This window comes from Bradyrhizobium sp. MI1.7 (assembly GCF_055811795.1).
In genome coordinates, this window is record NZ_JBVVPO010000011.1 from 110,113 (window position 1) to 128,213 (window position 18,101).

Consider the following 18,101-nt stretch of genomic DNA (forward strand, 5'->3'; position numbering starts at 1 on the left):
CGATGGACAACAGGCTTCTCAAAGGCGTCACTGCGGTGACGCTCGCCGCAATGATGGCGCTCGCTTCACCTGTGCTTGCCCGTGGCGGCGGCGGCGGTGGCGGTGGCGGAGGCCACGGCGGTGGCGGCTTCGGCGGTGGCGGACATGGCGGCTTTGGCGGTGGTGGACACTTCGGTGGCGGCGGAATGCATGCGGGTGGCTTCGGCGGCGGTATGCACGTCGGCGGTATGGGTGGCGGCGGCATGCGATTTGGCGGCATCGGCGGTGCTCGTTTCGGTGGCGCCCGCTTCGTCGGCTCGCCAATGAATGCCCGCGCCGCCATCGGGCCGCGCTTTGCCGGTGCACCATTAGCGACCCGCGCCGCTTTCGGCCCGCGGTTTGCTGGCCCGGGCTGGCACGGCAGGCCGTTCATTGGCCGCCATGCCTTCTTCCACCGTCACCGCTTCAACCGGTTCGCTTTCGTCGGCGCGCCGTTCTTCTATGCCAACTATGCCAACTATTACGACGATGGTTGCTGGCGCAGGAGCTTGACGCCCTATGGATGGCAATGGGTCAATGTGTGCGGAGACTATTGGTAGTCGCATCGCGGTACCGCACCATTGTCGCGATCGCCACCGGGCGGTTCCGCTCAGCCCCGGAACGGGATAGTCTGGTGGCGATCGTCGCGCGGAGTTTTGCATGACCGGAGGTCACCGCCGCATTCTGGTCGTCGAGGACGATCCGGAAACCGCAGGCCAGCTCGTCGAGGAGCTCACCACCTCGGGCTACGACGTCGATCTTGCCGCGACGGGTCGTGAAGCCCTGAGCCACGGCGTCGCCCGCGACTATGCCGTGATCACCATCGACCGCATGCTGCCCGACATCGATGGCATCGCCGTGATGCGCCAGTTGCGCGACGACGGCATCGCCGCACCCTTCCTGATCATCTCCGCGCTCGGCGAGGTCGACGACCGCGTGCGCGGTTTGCGCGCCGGCGGCGATGACTATCTCGTCAAGCCGTTCTCCTTCGTCGAGCTGCTGGCGCGCCTCGAGGCGCTCGGCCGCCGCAGCGAGACCGTCGCCAAGGAAACCATCCTGCGGGTCGGCGATCTCGCCATCGACCTGATCGCGCGCAACGCCAGCCGGCGCGGCCGGAAAATTCCGCTGCTGCCGCGCGAGTTCCAGCTGCTCGAATATCTCGTCCGCAACGAAGGCCGCGTCGTCTCCCGGGCGATGCTGCTCCAGCATGTCTGGGATCTGCACTTCGATCCCTCCACCAACATCATCGACGTCTATGTCGGGCGGGTCCGCCGCAAGGTCGACGATGCCCAGGCCTATCCGCTGATCCATACGATCCGCGGCATCGGATATTGCATCCGTGCTCCTGGCTAAGACGCTCCGCTCCTCCACCTTCCGTCTGGCACTGATCGCGATCGCGGCGTTCGGCCTGATCGTCGCGGCGATCATGGCCTATGTCTATTTCGGCACGATCGCCTATGTGCAGGGCCGGGTCGGCGACGCCGGCGATCACAGCGGCTTCACCGCGATGATCGAGCTCGCGATGGTCGCCGTCGCCGTGCTGCTGGCCGTGCTGGCCGGGGTCGCGGCCGTGCTGGTGACGCGGCGCACGGTCGGACGGATCGAGGAGATCAATGCGACCAGTCGCGCCATCATGCTGTCGGGGCTCGACCGGCGCATTCCCTTGCGCGGCAGTCACGACGAGTGGGACCGCGTCGCCGAAAATCTCAACCAGATGCTCGACCGCATCGAGACGCTGATGGGCGAGGTCAAGCAGGTCAGCGACAACGTCGCCCACGATCTGCGCACGCCGCTGACACGCATGCGCGGCCGGCTGGAAAAGGCCTATCACACCCCGCGCAATGGCGAGGCCGATGCGACGCTGATTGGCGATACCATCGCCGATCTCGACGCCGTGCTCGGCATGTTCGCTTCCATCACCCGGATCTCGGAGATCGAGACCCGCGCCCGCCGGAGCGCGTTTCGCACGCTGAGCCTCACCGAGATTGCCGGCGAGGTCGTCGAGCTCTACGACGCCGCGGCCGAGCAGGTCGCGACCCGCCTCAGCCTTGACGGCGACCGCGAGGTTGCGATTACGGGGGACCGCGACCTGCTGTTCGACGCCATCGCCAATCTCGTCGACAACGCGATCAAGCACGGCCGCGCGGGCGGGCAGGTCACCGTGACCTGTCGCAGTGCCGGCGGCGGAGCGGTGATCGCGATCGCCGACGATGGTCCGGGCATTCCCACCGAAGAGCGCGATCACGTGTTCAAGCGCTTCTACCGGCTCGAACAGAGTCGTTACACGCCGGGCAACGGTCTGGGCTTGAGCCTGGTCGCGGCCGTTGCCGGTCTCCATGGCGCCGAGATTGCACTGCACGACAATGCGCCGGGCCTCACGGTCCGGCTCAGCTTCCCGGCGACACCAGCGCGATAGGAGCTGACGGCGTCATAGCTCGATCACGCCGCGGCGTGCCGCATGCGCGACCGCGTCGGTGCGGCCGGTGGCATCCAGCTTATCGAGCAGCGAACCGACGTGGAATTTGACCGTGTGCACGGAAATGCCGAGCTGGCGCGCGATCAGCTTGTTGGACGCGCCTTCCGCCATCAGCGCCAGGACATCGAGCTCGCGCTGCGTCAGCGCGATGTCGTCCGGCATGCTGCGCGGATCGCGGGCCATGACCGTCGCCGTGGCGGCCTCGCCGGGCGCGGCGAGCCGAAGCCCGGCGATGTTGCCGAGCAAGACCGCCAGGCGATCGGCGAGGGCGGGATCGTCGATCTCCAGGGCGAGCACGATCTCGGGCGCGTTGTCCTCGCTCACGCCTCCGGCCTCTCGCCGATCGTGACCTTGAAGCTGACTGGCTCGCCGCCGCGGCGCACCGCGACATCGACCACCGTGCCGACGCTCGCAGGTCCCAGCGTCCGCGACAGCGCACGCACGCCGGAGAGCTTCTGGCCGTTGACCGCCACGATGACGTCGCCCTGGCGGATGCCGGCCGCAGCCGAAGGACCGGCCTTGTCGACATTCATCACCATCGCACCGATGCCATCGTCGAGCCGCACCGGCTGGAGCCCGAGGCCGAGATATCCGCGGGCGATGCGACCGCGCGCCTCGAGCTGTGCCGCGACCCGCTCGATTGTCGCCGTCGGGATCACCAGGACCCGCCGCGGCCCGAGCACGGCCATGCCGAAGGCGTCGCCTGTTGCGTCGAGTGCGAGCCCGCCTTGCTGCGCGAAGCGCAGGCGCACGTCGAGCTCGATACGCGCATCGATGTCGCCGCCGCGCAAGGAGCGCCAGCTCTTGCCGGACAGTGATACCATGCCGAGCGCCGCGCTCGGCGCATCGCGATCGGTGGCGACGACGACCGACAGCGTGCCGAGGGGCGGAACGGTCGCGGCCAGCTTGACCGGCGCAAGACTGGCATCGGTGCGCAACAGCGCGATGTCGGTCGTATGGTCGCGGCCGACGATTGTGGCGGCAGCATTGCTGCCGTCGGGGAGGCTGATCTGGATATCGCCCTCGTCGGCCAGCGCTTCGTCGGCAGTGACGATCAAGCCGGGTTTCCAGACGAAGCCGGTGGCGCGGGAGCGATGCGAATGCACGGCGACGACGGACGGCGCGGTGCGCGCCACGACATCCGCGAGCGCGGACGAAAGGGACGACAGAGGAGTGGGGTCGGTCATGGAAGGCTCCTGTAGATTATCCTCAATCTGGGATGTCGCGGGCGATTGCGAAACTGGCCGGGTGGCCAGGACAGACGGGGCGGACCGGCCTCCGCAGGGCCGCGGCCGACGAACATGTGATTGGGACGCCTTCACGGGAACGTGTAGCAATCCAGGAATTGCACTGTACGACCTCCAGCGTTTCCAGCGAGCCCCGACCGATGACCGTCGACCTCACCCGCCGCACCCTGCTTCAACTCGCCGGTGCGACCTCGCTCGCGATGGCGGCCGCCGCCGCCGCTCGGGCCGAGGGCATGCCGCAAGGCGGCGGGCCGACCTATGCCAGCCGCACGCCGATGCGGGTGGGCATGGTGACGCTCCGGGTCAAGAACCTCGACAAGGTCGCGGACTACTATCGCGACGTGATCGGGCTCACCGTGATGGAGCGCTCCGCGACCGCCGCGACGCTCGGCACGGCCGGCATCACGCTGCTCGTGCTGGAAGCCCGTCCCGAGGCCGCGATCGAGCCGCGCAACGCCGCGGGCCTCTACCACACCGCCTTCCTGATGCCGTCGCGCAAAGATCTCGCGCGCTGGCTGGTGCACGCCGCCTCGCATCGCGTGAAGCTGTCGGGCTTTGCCGATCATCTCGTCAGTGAATCCGTCTATCTCGACGACCCCGAAGGCAACGGCATCGAGGTCTATGCCGACCGCGATCCCTCGCAATGGCAGTGGAGCGAGGGCAGCGTGAAGATGGCGAGCGACGAGCTCAACATCCCTGACCTCTTGTCGCTGACCAACACGCGCGTGGCAGACTACGCCAAGGCGCCGGACGGTCTGCGCGTCGGCCACATGCATCTGCGTGTCGGCGATCTCGCCGAGGCCGAACGGTTCTATCACGGCACGGTCGGCCTCGATCCGACCCGCCGCCGTGGCGGCGCCGCGTTCCTGTCGTCGGGCCGCTATCACCATCACCTCGGCATGAACGTCTGGCAGAGCCAGGGGGCCGGCCAACGTGACGATCAGACGACGGGGCTTGCCTGGTTCTCGCTGGTGATGGCGAAGCAGGACATTCTCGCCGCGCAGGAGGAACGCCTGCGCAAAGGCGGTGCGCAGGTCACAGCGCTCGCCAACGGTCTGGAGGCCGTCGATCCCTGGGGCACGCGGGTGCGCCTGATCAGGGTTTGATCGCTAGCGCGGGCATTGCTATGACCGGTCAGGCGCTAGCCAATTTTCCGGGGTTCAGCCTGACATGCCCGATTTTCACGGCGTCTTTCCCTATCTCGTTTCGCCCGTCGATGCCGATGGCACGGTGCGCACCGAAGTCCTCGGCAAGCTCTGCGACGATTTGATCGGCGCAGGCGTGCACGGGCTGACGCCGCTGGGTTCGACTGGCGAGTTCGCCTATCTCAATGCCGCGCAACGCACCGCGATCGTGCAGACCACCATCGAGGCCGCGAAGGGCCGCGTGCCGGTTGTGGCCGGCGTCGCCTCCACCGCGACGGCGGACGCAGTGGCGCAGGCGAGGGCCTATCAGAGGCTCGGCGCCAACGGCATCCTGGCGATCCTGGAAGCGTACTTTCCGCTCGCCGACGCCCAGGTCGAATCCTACTTCCGCAGCATCGCGGATGCCGTCGACATCCCCGTCGTCATCTACACCAATCCGCAATTCCAGCGCTCCGACCTCACCCTCGACATCATCGCGCGCCTCGCTGAACATCCGCGCATCGGCTACATCAAGGACGCCTCGACCAATACCGGCCGGCTGCTCTCGATCATGAACCGCTGCGGCGATGCCTTGCGCGTGTTCTCGGCTTCCGCCCATATCCCGGCGGCGGTGATGCTGATCGGCGGGCTCGGCTGGATGGCGGGACCGGCCTGCATCATCCCGCGCCAGAGCGTCGCGCTCTACGACCTCTGCAAGGCCGGCCGCTGGGACGAGGCCATGGCGCTCCAGCGCAGACTGTGGCGGATCAACGAGGCTTTCGCCCGCTTCAACCTCGCCGCCTGCATCAAGGCGGGCTTGGCGATCCAGGGCTACGACGTCGGCGATCCCGTCCCGCCGCAGGCCGCGCTGACCGTGGAGGCGCGCAAGGTCGTGGAAGCGGCGTTGAGGGAGCTTTCTCCGTAGCAGTGCCTTTGGGTGGGCAAAGCGTAGCGTGCCCACCATCCCGATCATCCGTTGAGAGATGGTGGGCACGGCGCAAGCGCGCCTTTGCCCACCCTACGGAATCGCGGATTTGCGAGACGGCATGCCGAAATCGTGGATATCCCGCCCAAAACCGCGGCTGGTATGCCTCCGATCGATCCGCTAAAAGGCTGCCCGCAGTTTCGAAAAGACCCTGAGGACCCCACGGAATGAACATTCTTCCCGGCAATTTGCGTTTCGGAGCGGGCCAGCCCGTCAAGCGTTTGGAAGACCAGCGGCTGCTCACCGGGAAGGGGCAGTTCATCGACGACAAGCCGGAGGAAGGCGCGCTGTGGTTGCATGTGCTGCGCTCGCCGCATGCCCACGCGAAGATCGTCTCGATCGACACCGGCGCTGCGGCATCGATGCCGGGCGTCACCGCGATCTACACCGGCGCTGACCTCGTCAAGGACGATATCGGCACCATTCCGACCCTGAGCATCTTCAAGCGCCCCGACGGCAAGCCGATGACGGTGCCGCCGCGCCGCCTGCTCGCCCATGAGATCGTCCGCTACGCCGGCGAAGCGATTGCGGCGGTGGTGGCCGCCTCTCGTGCGGAAGCGCAAAGCGCGGCCGAAGCGATCGTGATCGAATACGACGTGCAGCCCGCGGTGGTCGATCCTGTCGAGGCGGTCAAGCCCGGCGCGCCCGTGGTATGGCCCGAGGCGCCCGACAACATCGTCGGCGCGATGAGCTATGGCGATGCCGCCAAGGCGGACGAAGCGTTTGCCAAGGCTGCGCATACGGTCGAGCTCGACATCGTCAGCCAGCGTCTGGTGCCCTCCGCGATGGAGCCGCGCTCGACCATTGCCGAGATTGACAAGAAGACCGGCCGCCTCCTCCTGCATGTGCAGTCGCAGACGCCGGCCTCGACCCGCGACGTGCTGGCGGAAGCCGTGCTCAAGCGCCCCAAGGACAGCGTCCGCGTGCTGGTCGGCGACATCGGCGGCGGCTTTGGCCAGAAGACCAACCTCTATCCCGAGGATGGCATCGTCGCCTATGCCGCAACCAAGCTGAACAGGAAGATCCGCTGGCGCGGCGACCGCACCGACGAATTCGTCGGCGGCACCCATGGCCGCGATCTCACCTCGACGGCCTCCTTCGCGCTCGACGAGAAGGGCAAGGTGCTGGCCTATCGCGTCAAGTCGATCGGCTGCACCGGCGCGTACTCCTCGGGCGCGGCGAACATCATCCCTCTGGTGCTCGGGCCGTTCGTGCAGACCGGCGTCTACGATTTGCCGCTGGTGCATTTCGAGGTGCAGTCGGTGATGACCCACACCGCGCCGGTCGGCGCCTATCGCGGCGCGGGCCGGCCTGAAGCGGTGTTCATCGTCGAGCGTCTGTTCGACGCCGCCGCGCGAAAGATCGGCATGGATCCGCGTGCGATCCGTAAGGCGAACTACATCAAGCCGACGCAGCTGCCCTACACCAACGCTGCGGGCCAGGTTTACGATTCCGGCGCCTTCGCGCACATGCTCGATCGCGCCGTGAAGCTTGCGGATTGGGACGGCTTTGCCGCGCGCAAGAAGGCGGCGAAGAAGAAGGGCCTGCTCTACGGCCGCGGGCTCACGTCCTACATCGAATGGACCGGCGGCCGCGCCCACACCGAGAAGGTCAGCCTGCATGCGACGTCGCAGGGCCGCGTCGTGCTGCATTCCGGCACCATGGCGATGGGGCAGGGGCTGCAGACCACCTATACCCAGATGATCTCCGACACGCTCGGCATTGCCATGGACAAGATCGACGTCGTCCAGGGTGACACTGATCTTGCGATGGGCTTCGGCAGCGTCGGCTCGCGCTCGCTGTTCGTCGGCGGCACGGCCGTGGCAGTTTCCTCCAACGACCTGATTCAGAAGGCGCGCGAGAAGGCGGCCAACGTGCTCGAGACCTCGGTCGAGGATATCGAATATCAGGGCGGCATGCTCACCGTGGTCGGCACCGACCGCCGCATCAGCCTGTTCGATCTCGCCGAGAAGGAGGGCGGCGCCAAGCTCAGCGTCGATTCCGAAGGTGAGGTCGATGGCCCAAGCTGGCCGAACGGCACGCATATCTGCGAGGTCGAGATCGACCCGGAGACCGGCGTGTCCAAGGTCGTGCGCTACACCACCGTCGACGACGTCGGTGTCGCCGTGAACCCGATGCTGGTCACCGGCCAGATCCATGGCGGCGTCGCGCAGGGCATTGGACAAGCGCTGTACGAGGGCGTGTCCTACGATGAGGACGGCCAGCTCCTCACCGCGAGCTACCAGGACTATTGCATCCCCCGTGCTGACGACGTTCCGCCGATCGAGGTCACGCTCGACGACTCCGCGCCCTGCCGCACCAATCCGCTCGGCGCCAAGGGCTGCGGCGAATCCGGCGCCATCGGCGGCCCGCCCTGCGTCACCAACGGCGTGATGGACGCACTCGCCGAGCTCGGCATCACCCAGCTCAACACGCCGCTGACGCCGCAGAAGATCTGGAAGGCGATCCGGGACGCGAAGGTGGCGGGTTAGCGGAAGGCGTTGTTGCGCTAGCTGCCGCCTCATACCCAACTGTCGTCCCGGGGCGCGCAACGCGCGAACCCGGGACCCATAACCACAGGACGTTGTTTGACGAAGACTCGTGGTGACCAGCTCGCGCCATAACCTCACCCCGTGGTTATGGGTCCCGGATCTGCGCTTCGCTTCGCTGCGCTTGTCCGGGACGACAGCGGAGAATGCCGCGCCAGCTCTGGCTAAATCCCCACGCCCTCAAATCCCCAGCATCATCTTCGCGATGATGTCGCGCTGGATCTCCGAGGTGCCGCCGAAGATCGTGTAGGCGCGGCCGTTGAGATATTCCGGCACCACCGTCAGCATCTCCTCAGGCGTCGCCGGCGCGTGGTTGAGCTTGTAGAGCGGGCGCATCGGCTCGACCGCGAGGGCGTCGTGGCCGATCACGTCGGCCCCCAGCCGCGTCACGGCCTGCCGGATCTCGCTGTTGCGCAGCTTCAGGATCGACGACACCGCGCCGGGATTTTGCCCGGTCTGAAGTGCGGAGAGCACGCGCAGCTCGGTCATCTCCAGCGCGTCGATGTCGATTTCGACCTCGGAGATGCGCACGGCGATATCCGGGCTGTCGATCGCGCGGCCGGTCAGGTCCGACTCGGCCAGCTCCGCGATCGCCTTCAGTCCCTCGCGCAGCTTCGCTGACGCAATGCCGGAGCCCCGCTCGAACTCGAGCAGATACTTGCCGTAGGTCCAGCCCTTGCCTTCCTCGCCGACGCGATTGGCCACGGGCACACGCACGTCGTCGAAGAACACCTGGTTGACCTCGTGGTCGCCGCCGATGGTCAGGATCGGGCGCGTGGTGATGCCCGGCGTTGTCATGTCGATGAGAATAAAACTGATGCCGTCCTGCTGCCGCGGTCCGTCGCTGGTGCGCACCAGCGCGAACATGCGGTTGGCGTGGTGGGCATGCGTGGTCCAGATTTTCGTGCCGTTGATGATGTAGTCGTCGCCGTCGCGCACCGCGCGCGTCTTCAGCGACGAGAGATCGGAGCCGGAGCCCGGCTCGGAATAGCCCTGGCACCAATAATCCTCGCCGGAGAGAATGCGCGGTAGATAAAAGTTCTTCTGCTCGGGCGAACCGAAGCCGATGATAACAGGCCCGACCATCTTCACGCCCATCACGTTGACATTGGGCACGCCGGCCCGAGCGCTTTCGGTCTCGAAAATCCAGCGCTGCGCCGGCGTCCAGTCCGGACCGCCATATTCGACCGGCCAGCCCGGTGCGCCCCAGCCCTGCCGGTGCAGCGCGCGCTGCCAGGCCATGCCGATATCAGGATCGGAGAACACCGACGGCGTCAGCGCGGTTGCGCGCTTCATCTCCTCGGTGAGATTCTTGGCGATGAAGCCGCGCACCTCGTCCTGGAAAGCGCGCTCCTCGGTGTTGAACGAGAGGTCCATGATGCGCTCCTTGTGTCAGGCCGTGCGGCCAAGCTGGGCGTGGCGGCTGTAATGGTGCGCGCTGCCGCCGAACAGCGTGTCGAAGGCGACCAGCCGCTTGAAATAGGCGCCGACCTCGAGCTCCTCGGTGACGCCCATGCCGCCATGAAGCTGGATCGACTGCTCGCCGACGAAGCGCGCGCATTTGCCGATCTTCGCTTTCGCACCGGAGGCGGCCCGCGCGCGCTCGATCGGCGGGCTGTCCACCTTCAGCGCGGCGCGCAGCGCCATCGAGCGCGCCTCGTCGACCTGCATTGCCATGTCGGCGAGGCGGTGGCGGATCACCTGGTTGGCTGAGAGCGGCCGGCCGAACTGCTTTCGGATCTTGGTGTATTCCAGCGTGGTGTCGAGCAGCGTCTGCATGAGGCCGACGGCTTCGGCACCTAACGCAGCCATGGCGCGATCGATGGCCCATTCGATCGCGGGCAGGGCGTCATGTCCGTCGCCGAGCAGGGCATCCTCCGGCAGCTCGACGCCGGACAGCTCGATATTGCAGGCCCGTCCGCCGCCGAGACGCTCGTAGTCGCTGATGGCGAGGCTCGGTGTCTTTGCCGGCACCAGGAACAGGCCGATCCGCCCCGACGGTCCCTGATGGTCGTGGACATGCGCGGATACGATGATCTCGTCGGCGGCGTGGCCCTCGAGCACCGCGATCTTGCTGCCGGCAAGACGCCAGCCTTGCGCCGTCTTGTGGGCGACGGTCGCGACTTTTGCGAGATCGAACCGCGCCGTGCGCTCGGAATGGGCAAAGGCGAGCTTCAGCGATCCATCCGCGACCTTCGGCAGCCTCGCCTGCTTCTGCGCGGTGCTGCCGCATTTGTCGATGAGCGAGGCTCCAAGCACCACCGTTGCAACATACGGTTCCGACACCAACCCGCGGCCGAAGGCTTCCATCAGAATGCCGATCTCGACCGCGCCGCCACCGAGCCCGTCAAACTCTTCCGCGATCGGCAGTGCCAGCCAACCAAGCTCGGCGAACTGCTTCCACACCGCAGGGCTGAAGCCGGACGGATCGTTCGCCATTTTGCGGCGATGATCGGCGTCGTAGCTCTCGGCCACGAAGCGTTCCGCGCTTTCGCGCAGCAGCCGTTGCTCGTCACTCAGATTGAGGTCCATGTCGTTACTCCGCGGCCGCCGGCGGCTTGCGCACGGAGGGATGCAGTCCGGATGGATCGACCACCATGCCGAACTCCTGAAGGTTATGGGCGTGACAGAGCTGATGCAGCGCAAAGGCCTGGTCGATCGCGGCGGGCTGGCCCATCACATCGACCGAGCGGTTCACGGCTTCCTTGGTCAGCTTCAGCGCGAAGGACGGCTTTGATGCGATCCGGCGCGCCAGCTCCAGCACCGACGCTGAAAGCTCCGCGCGCGGCACGACCCGGTTGACCATGCCGAGCTGATGCGCCTCCTGCGCACTCCATGCGTCGGCCGTGAACAAAAACTCCTTGGCCTTGCGCGGTCCGAGCTCCCAGGGATGCACGAACCATTCGACCCCACAGACGCCCATGGTCACCACGGGATCGCAGAACTGCGCATCGTCGCTGGCGACGATGAGGTCACAGGCCCAGGCCAGCATCAGCCCGCCGGCAATGCACTTGCCGTGCACCTCGGCAATGGTCGGCTTGGCGAGGTTGCGCCAACGCCGCGTGATCTGGAGATAGATTTCCTGTTCGCGCGCGAAGCGGCCATGCGCGTTCGCCTCCGCGAAGCCGCCCCAATTTCCGATCGGCGGAAAATCGACACCTGCGGCGTTCTTGCCGCCGGGGCGCAGATCGTGGCCCGATGAGAAATGCGGCCCGTTGCCGGCGAGGATGATCACCTTGACCGCGTCGTCCTGCACCGCCTCGTCGAAGGCGGCGTTGAGGTCGTAGGTCATCTGCAGGTTCTGCGCGTTGCGCGCCTCGGGCCGGTTCATCACGATCCGGGCAATCGCCGGCTCGGGCCTCTCCACGAGGATGGTCTCGAACGAGCTCATCGCGTTCCCCTTGGCGTTTCCGTTCTTGTTTTGCTCAAGTTGACTATGTCGGCCAGGGATAGGCAAGGGGCTTGCGTCAGTCGGTTGCTTTTCGCGCCGCCGGCACAAGATGTCTGGCACCCCGCGCGTTCAATCTGATAGTTTACGCCAGATTTCACCGGGAGGAATTTGATGCGCAAGATCCTGACCGTGCTGGCGGCTCTGGCCTCGCTGAGCCTGACCAACTGCGGCTACAACGCCATCCAGAGCGAGGACGAGCAGATCAAGGGCAACTGGTCCGAGGTCGTGAACCAGTATCAGCGCCGAGCCGATCTCGTGCCCAATCTCGTCAACTCGGTGAAGGGTTTTGCGCAGCAGGAGAAGGACGTGCTGCTCGGCGTCACCAATGCGCGCGCCAAGGTCGGCAGCATCCAGGCGACGCCTGAGGTGCTGAACGACCCCGCCGCCTTCCAGAAGTTCCAGGCCGCCCAGGGCGAGCTCTCCAGCGCGCTGTCACGTCTCTTGGTCGTCACCGAGAACTATCCGCAGCTCAAGTCCGATGCGCTGTTCAAGGATTTGATGTCGCAGCTCGAAGGCACCGAGAACCGCATCACGGTCGCGCGCAACCGCTACATCAAGGCGGTGCAGGACTATAACGTCACCATTCGCTCCTTCCCGAGCAACCTCACCGCGATGATGTTCGGCTACAAGGAGAAGCCGAATTTCGCGGTCGAGAACGAAAAGGAGATCTCGACCGCGCCGAAGGTCGATTTCAACCCGGCGCCCGCGCCGTCGAAGTAGCTGCGCGCCGTTTTGCGAATGCGCCCAGCCCCACCCACCGCCGTCATTCCCCGCGAAGGCGGGGAATCCAGTACGCCGCAGCTTCTCCGTAATCCGCCGGCGTCTCTGGAATACTGGATCGCCCGGTCAAGCCGGGCGATGACAGCGAGGTTGTGGCAAGCGATAGCCGTATTCGTACTCCTCCTCGCCTTCAATTTCCCCGCCTTGGCCGATGTCGCCGTGCCGCAACTCACAGGTCGCGTGGTCGACCAGACCGGCACGCTCTCCAGCGCCGACGTCGCCGCGCTGTCGCAAAAGCTGCGAGACTTCGAGACTCGAAAAGGCAGCCAGGTCGCCGTCCTGATCGTGCCGACCACGCAGCCGGAGACGATCGAGCAGTTTTCCATCCGCGTTGCCGACGCCTGGAAGGTCGGCCGCAAGAAGGTGGACGACGGCGCGATCCTCGTCGTCGCCAAGAACGACCGGCATTTGCGCATCGAGGTCGGCTACGGCCTCGAGGGCGCGCTCACCGACGTCACCTCGCGGCGGATCATCGACGAGATCATCACGCCGAAATTCAGGACGGGCGATTTCGGCGGCGGCATCTCGGATGGTGTCGATCGCATGATCCGCGTGATCGACGGGGAGCCGCTGCCAGTACCTTCGCCGACTGTGAATTTCGGTAATCTGGATGATATCGCGCCGCTGTTCATCGTGACGCTGTTCGCCTCGATCGGGGTCGGCGGCTTCTTCCGGGCCATGCTGGGGCGGCTGCTTGGCTCCTTGGCGACCGGCGGCATCATCGCGGCGCTGACCTGGCTCATTCTCGGGTCCTTTGCAATCGCGCTCGCGCTCGGAGCGCTGGGCTTCGTCATCGGCTTCATCGCCGATCTGTTTGCGGCGATGGCGCCAGCCACGAGATCGTCGCGCGGCGGCTCGTGGTCGAGCGGCTCTTCGGGAGGCGGCTGGAGCAGCGGATCGTCGTCCAGCGACGGCGGCAGCTTCAGCGGCGGTGGCGGCAGTTTTGGCGGCGGCGGCGCCTCGGGGAGCTGGTAGCGGTCATGAGCATGAAGCGCATTGCCAGACATCTCGTGCAGCATCATTGGCGGGCGAAGCAAATCTTCCCGCCAAAGGTGCTCGCCCGCATCGAGCAGGCGATCAAGCAGGGTGAGAGCACACATTCCGGCCAGGTCCGCTTCGTCGTCGAAGGCGCGCTCGACGGGCGACCGCTGTTCCGCAACCAGCCGGCCCGTGAGCGTGCGCTCGACGTGTTCTCTCACTTGCGCATCTGGGATACCGCGCACAACAACGGCGTCCTGATCTATCTCCTGCTCGCCGATCGCGACGTCGAGATCGTTGCCGACCGCGGCATTCACGCGAAGGTCGGTGCCGAGGGCTGGGAGAACATCTGCCGCGCGATGGAGGCCGAGTTCGCCTCCGGCCAGTTCGAGCGCGGCGTGATCGGCGGCATCGCGGCGGTGTCGCGCGAGCTGTCGCGACATTTCCCGCCGCAGGGCCCGCATGCGAACGAGCTGCCGGATGCGCCGGTCGTGATGTGACGGATAGTGATTGGGAGCCGGCGGGTGCGGCGCGCTCCGTCATTGCGAGGAGCTCTCGCGACGAAGCAATCCAGACGGCGGCTTTGGAAAGATTCTGGATTGCTTCGCTGTGCTCGCAATGACGGTGTGGAGGCACCCATTCCGCGGCCGTTCATCTTCCCCGGCTTACAATTTGTTTCACGCCCGCCACACCGGTTCCACGTTCCCGGCCCAATTCGGCCCCGGATGACTTCCTAAAATTTCGGTAAGCGGGTCCCGAAGTAAGGATTTCGCAAGCAATGAAAGTTACCAAAAGGTCAATCCAGAGTGGAGTATTCGAACTGTGAGCGAACCAATGGCTGAGCAGGCTGCCCAGGATACGAGCGTCGAAGCCGCGGTGACCGCGCCGCAGGCCGTCGAGGCTGCCGGCATCGAGGCTCCCTCGATTGCGCCCGACCATGAAGCGCCGCCCAAAGCTGATCCGGTGAAGGCTGAAGCCCCCAAGGTCGAGCCGCCCAAGGTCGAGGTGCCGAAGTTCGAAACCAGGGCCGAGACCAAGCCCGAGCCAAAGCCCGGCAAGCTCATCGTCATGGCACCGTCGGAGCGCTCCTGGGAGCGCGAAGAGTTTGCCCCGCATGTGAAGGCGGACGAGCCGCGCGAGACCGGCGGCAAGCGCCGCCTGTCGGCGATGGCCGCGGTGGTGGCGATTGCGGCCAGCGTCGGCGCCATCAGCGGCGCGCTCGCGACTGCGGGCATGATGCACTTCGCGGCCCCGGCCCCCGCGCCGGTGCAGGTCGCCGACACCAGCGCGCTGGAATCCTCGGTTGCCCGGATCGATGCCGATGTCGTCGCACTGAAGGCGAATGTCGAGCACACCTCCAAGACTGGCCTCAGCCAGTTCAACCGGTCCAATGACCGCCTCGACAAGCTCGAGAAGGCCCAGGCCGAGCCGATGGCCAAAATCGCAAAGCTGTCCGAGACCGTCGACAAGCTCCGCGCCACGCCGCCCGCGGCCCCCGCGCAGGCCGCGGCTGCCGCCGCGAAGGAGACCACCGGCTCGATCGCGCCGACCCAGGTTGCGACCGCAGCCGCTGCACCGGTTCCGGCCCCTGCCGCGCCCAAGACCGAGGTCGGCCGGTTGCCGACGATCGACGGCTGGGTTCTGCGGGACGTTGCCAATGGCGGCGCGCTGATCGAGGGCCGCGGCGGCCTCTACGAGGTCTATGCCGGTGACCCCATCCCCGGAATTGGCCGCGTCGATGCGATCCGCCGTCAGGACGGCCGCTGGGTCGTCGTCACCAGCAAGGGCCTGATCGTCGCACGCTGAGCGTTCGATCTCCGCTCTTCAAAGAGGCGCTTCACCACCATGTGAGGCGCCTTTTGACTTGAATAGGCCGGCTTACGCGGTGTTACTGAAGGCATGAGCCGCGCGTTGCGAATTCTCGTTGCTGCCGCCGTCTTGCTTGGCGGGACTGCTTCGCTTTTCGCAGCGGAGAACGCGCCGTTGACGCGCGGCACGGCGATCATCGATCCCGATCTGCTCCGCAAGCTCGACCAGAACGATTCGCTCACGATCTCGCGCCTGCTATGGCCGGAGCGGAACGCAAACGTTCCGCTGACGACCGATTTGCTGTTCTCGTCGCTGTCGCAGCTCAAGGGAATTCCACCCGCGATCGACGCGGAGTTCGACCGCTACATCATCAGGCAGAAGGCGGCGTACCCGACCGAGACCATCGGCGTCGGTGAAGGCTTTGACGTGCAGCTGTTCGATCGGGCCAATCTCAAATCGCGCGACACCCGCTTCGTGCTGGCCGGCATCGTCAATCGCATGGACCGCGCCTATGTCTCGGAGGAGGCGTGCGGCGAGATCAGGCTGATCTATCGGCTGGTGCGTTTCGAGAGTAAGCCGGAAGGTGGCAAGACCGCAACGCGTCTGCCGATGACGTTCAATCTGGTGATGAAGGCACGCGATGCGCGCCAGACCGATGCGAGCGGCAAGCCTGTTACCTGCGCCGAGGTCGCGCGGCGCTGGCTCGACAATGGCGACTGGCAGGGGCTGATCGGCAGCGGCATCTCCCCTTCCGACGCCATGCTCGACCGCATCGAGACCAATATCCAGATCTCCATCGCGCCGAAATCGGCACTGCACGATTTCCGCTCCGACTATCTGCTCAAGGTGTTCAAGTATAACGCCGCGACGAAGACGTTCGAGGAATCGACGCTGGAGAACCAGATCGATCGCGACCGCATCCTCGCCGACGACGATCTTCGACGTGACTTCAAGGCCTGGCTGCTTGCGCCGGAAAATCTCCGCGAGTTCGATCGCGGCACGGTGCTGATCCCCGAGAAATTCCTGGCCAAGGCCGCGGTGGTGCCGACGCCGGCGGGCCTCGATGCTTCGCCGTTGCAGCCGGAGTTCGGCATGGTGCAAGGGGAGGACAGGGACAGCAACAAGGGCGAGCCCGTCTTCAACGACAACGACGTGGTCGGCGCGCTGAAGCAGGCGGCGGCGCGTGGCATCGACATGCAGAACATCCGCTCGGTCGCGGGCTTCCAGCGCCGCCTCAACGACGTCACCTGCGGCGGCTGCCACCAGACCCGCGGCATCGGCGGCTTCCATTTCCCCGGCGTCGACTGGCTGGCGGACAAGCCGTCGAACTCCACCATCGTGCCGGCCTCGCCGCACTTCTTCGGCGACCAGGTCCGCCGCCGCGACATCCTCACCGCATTCGCCGCGGGAAAACGCCCTGATTTCTCACGCGGATTTGCCAGCCGGCCGCAGACCCGCGGCAGCGGCGAGCTGGCCGGCACCGAATATCAGGATGGCTGGGGTGCCCATTGTTCCCTGCAAAATGCGGGATCGGGAGCGTCGGATAAGAGTTTTACGTCATGGAGCTGTGCTAAAGGTCTCACCTGTCAGGCTGCCGCGGCATCGAGCCGCATCGGCATGTGCTTCATCAAGACGCGTTAGCGCGTGATCCGAAACAGCGTGTAGCGGTTTTTCGAAAGGATCACGCGCCAGATAAAGCCCGCAACCGATTTGGATGACCCATGACTGAGACCAGCGACGCCGATAAGGAGCGCAATCGCGAGATCGCGCGCAATGAGGAAGCCAAGCAGGTCACCGGCAGCATCCGCGTCAGCACCTGGGCGGTCGCGGTGGTCGTCATCGTCGGCGGGATTCTGTTCACGCTGGGCTGGCTGGCACTGCGGGGTTAGTGCCAGCGCCCTCACTTCGCGTAATTCGTCATCCGCTTGCCGGGCAATAGCTCATAGGCCGGCTTCCAGCCGGGCAGCGCGGCCATGCGGCCGAGCCAGGCGTGAATGGCAGGGTGGCTCGCCGCGAAATCAAAGCCGTGCTCGTCGCTCGGATAGTGCAGGTAGGCCATCATCGAGATATCGGCGATCGTCGGCTTCGCCCCGATCGCAAAGGCATTATGCTGGAGATGTCCGTCGAGAATGCCGAGGAAGTCCTCGAGCCGCCGGCGAAAATGCTTCAGCACCTGCGGATCGTTTTTCTCAGTGAACGCCCGCATGAAGCGATAGGTCGCCATGTAGCCGGTGAGCTTGTGGTTGTCCCAGAACAGCCAGCGCAGCAGCTCGAACTTTTCCTCCTCGGTCTCCGCGCCGAAACGGCCGTACTGCTCGGCAAGCTTGAGCAGGAGCGGTGCGGTCTGCGTCATCTTCACGCCGTCGACCTCGAGCACGGGAATCTCGCCCATCGCGTTCACGGCCTTGCGCCATTCCGCCGTGCGCGTGACGCCGCCGCCAAAATCGGTCCACACCGGCTCGAACGTCTCGCCGCAAAGCGTCAGCATCAACGCCAGCTTGTAGCTGTTGCCGGATTCCGGGAAGTAGTGCAGGCGGTAGCTGGGCATGGGACCTCGCGGCGCGGGAGCTTTGCCGATCGTTATACCGGGATGCTTCCACGCCGTCATTGCGAGCGCAGCCAAGCAATCCAACCAAAAAAAAGGCCAGGGGGTTTGGTTTTGTTTTTGGGGGGGGGCGAGAGAG

General features: G+C 65.8%; 18 protein-coding genes. 12 read left to right on the forward strand and 6 right to left on the reverse strand.

Annotation, left to right across the window (positions count from 1 at the left end):
* Positions 1-2: 2 nt before the first annotated feature.
* The 3 genes from AC0L3X_RS13570 to AC0L3X_RS13580 all read left to right on the forward strand — a co-directional run bounded on the left by AC0L3X_RS13570 (position 3) and on the right by AC0L3X_RS13580 (position 2,434).
* Complete coding sequence (locus AC0L3X_RS13570; RefSeq protein ID WP_063985458.1) at positions 3-578, forward strand: hypothetical protein; 576 nt, start codon at positions 3-5, stop codon at positions 576-578.
* A 100-nt stretch (positions 579-678) separates the two neighbouring features.
* The gene (locus tag AC0L3X_RS13575) at positions 679-1,371 is read left to right on the forward strand and encodes a response regulator transcription factor (RefSeq protein WP_063985457.1); all 693 of its coding nucleotides are present in this window, start codon (positions 679-681) and stop codon (positions 1,369-1,371) included.
* Positions 1,358-2,434, forward strand: a complete 1,077-nt coding sequence (locus tag AC0L3X_RS13580; RefSeq protein WP_063985456.1) for a sensor histidine kinase — start codon at positions 1,358-1,360, stop codon at positions 2,432-2,434. Before AC0L3X_RS13575 ends, AC0L3X_RS13580 begins: the two co-directional genes overlap by 14 nt.
* A 12-nt stretch (positions 2,435-2,446) precedes the next feature.
* On the opposite strand, the gene AC0L3X_RS13585 is transcribed toward AC0L3X_RS13580, so the two are convergent.
* Together AC0L3X_RS13585 and AC0L3X_RS13590 are read right to left on the reverse strand one after the other, a co-directional pair.
* Positions 2,447-2,818, reverse strand: coding sequence for a response regulator transcription factor (locus tag AC0L3X_RS13585; RefSeq protein ID WP_063985455.1), 372 nt, complete (start codon positions 2,816-2,818; stop codon positions 2,447-2,449).
* A complete protein-coding gene (locus AC0L3X_RS13590) occupies positions 2,815-3,681 on the reverse strand; it encodes a S1C family serine protease (RefSeq protein WP_063985454.1) in 867 nt (288 codons plus the stop codon). Before AC0L3X_RS13590 ends, AC0L3X_RS13585 begins: the two co-directional genes overlap by 4 nt.
* A gap of 200 nt (positions 3,682-3,881) precedes the next feature.
* On the opposite strand from AC0L3X_RS13590, the gene AC0L3X_RS13595 reads away from it, so the two are divergent.
* The 3 genes from AC0L3X_RS13595 (at position 3,882) to AC0L3X_RS13605 (ending at position 8,342) form a co-directional block, all read left to right on the forward strand.
* Positions 3,882-4,847, forward strand: coding sequence for a VOC family protein (locus AC0L3X_RS13595; protein ID WP_063985453.1), 966 nt, complete (start codon positions 3,882-3,884; stop codon positions 4,845-4,847).
* Between the two features lie 64 nt (positions 4,848-4,911).
* Entirely contained in the window at positions 4,912-5,790 is an 879-nt protein-coding gene (locus tag AC0L3X_RS13600; RefSeq protein WP_063985452.1) for a dihydrodipicolinate synthase family protein, read from the forward strand.
* Positions 5,791-6,017: 227 nt separating this feature from the next.
* Entirely contained in the window at positions 6,018-8,342 is a 2,325-nt protein-coding gene (locus tag AC0L3X_RS13605; RefSeq protein WP_063985451.1) for a xanthine dehydrogenase family protein molybdopterin-binding subunit, read from the forward strand.
* 237 nt (positions 8,343-8,579) lie between these two features.
* Here the strand turns inward: AC0L3X_RS13605 and AC0L3X_RS13610 are convergent, their stop codons facing one another.
* The 3 genes from AC0L3X_RS13610 to AC0L3X_RS13620 are packed head-to-tail and all read right to left on the reverse strand — an operon-like array spanning position 8,580 to position 11,790.
* Positions 8,580-9,776, reverse strand: a complete 1,197-nt coding sequence (locus AC0L3X_RS13610) for an acyl-CoA dehydrogenase family protein (RefSeq protein ID WP_063985450.1) — start codon at positions 9,774-9,776, stop codon at positions 8,580-8,582.
* 15 nt (positions 9,777-9,791) lie between these two features.
* Positions 9,792-10,931, reverse strand: a complete 1,140-nt coding sequence (locus tag AC0L3X_RS13615) for an acyl-CoA dehydrogenase family protein (protein ID WP_063985449.1) — start codon at positions 10,929-10,931, stop codon at positions 9,792-9,794.
* 4 nt (positions 10,932-10,935) lie between these two features.
* Complete coding sequence (locus AC0L3X_RS13620; protein WP_063985448.1) at positions 10,936-11,790, reverse strand: enoyl-CoA hydratase; 855 nt, start codon at positions 11,788-11,790, stop codon at positions 10,936-10,938.
* Positions 11,791-11,961: 171 nt separating this feature from the next.
* Here AC0L3X_RS13620 and AC0L3X_RS13625 point away from each other — a divergent pair, with 171 nt between their 5' ends.
* The 6 genes from AC0L3X_RS13625 to AC0L3X_RS13650 all read left to right on the forward strand — a co-directional run bounded on the left by AC0L3X_RS13625 (position 11,962) and on the right by AC0L3X_RS13650 (position 17,306).
* Positions 11,962-12,570 (forward strand): LemA family protein, encoded by a 609-nt coding sequence (locus tag AC0L3X_RS13625; protein WP_063985447.1) that lies wholly within the window; start codon positions 11,962-11,964, stop codon positions 12,568-12,570.
* A gap of 138 nt (positions 12,571-12,708) precedes the next feature.
* The gene (locus AC0L3X_RS13630; protein ID WP_063985446.1) at positions 12,709-13,605 is read left to right on the forward strand and encodes a TPM domain-containing protein; all 897 of its coding nucleotides are present in this window, start codon (positions 12,709-12,711) and stop codon (positions 13,603-13,605) included.
* Between the two features lie 5 nt (positions 13,606-13,610).
* Positions 13,611-14,108 carry a TPM domain-containing protein gene (locus AC0L3X_RS13635; RefSeq protein ID WP_063985445.1) on the forward strand — a complete coding sequence of 166 codons (498 nt, stop codon included), beginning with the start codon at positions 13,611-13,613 and terminating at the stop codon, positions 14,106-14,108.
* Between the two features lie 334 nt (positions 14,109-14,442).
* Entirely contained in the window at positions 14,443-15,414 is a 972-nt protein-coding gene (locus AC0L3X_RS13640; protein WP_063985444.1) for a hypothetical protein, read from the forward strand.
* A 93-nt stretch (positions 15,415-15,507) separates the two neighbouring features.
* Entirely contained in the window at positions 15,508-17,058 is a 1,551-nt protein-coding gene (locus AC0L3X_RS13645; protein ID WP_231143620.1) for a hypothetical protein, read from the forward strand.
* An 80-nt stretch (positions 17,059-17,138) separates the two neighbouring features.
* Positions 17,139-17,306, forward strand: a complete 168-nt coding sequence (locus tag AC0L3X_RS13650) for a hypothetical protein (protein ID WP_014492272.1) — start codon at positions 17,139-17,141, stop codon at positions 17,304-17,306.
* Positions 17,307-17,317: 11 nt separating this feature from the next.
* Here AC0L3X_RS13650 and AC0L3X_RS13655 read toward each other — a convergent pair whose 3' ends face one another.
* Positions 17,318-17,965: a glutathione S-transferase family protein gene (locus tag AC0L3X_RS13655; RefSeq protein WP_063985442.1), complete on the reverse strand. Its 648-nt coding sequence runs from the start codon at positions 17,963-17,965 to the stop codon at positions 17,318-17,320.
* Positions 17,966-18,101: the final 136 nt, after the last annotated feature.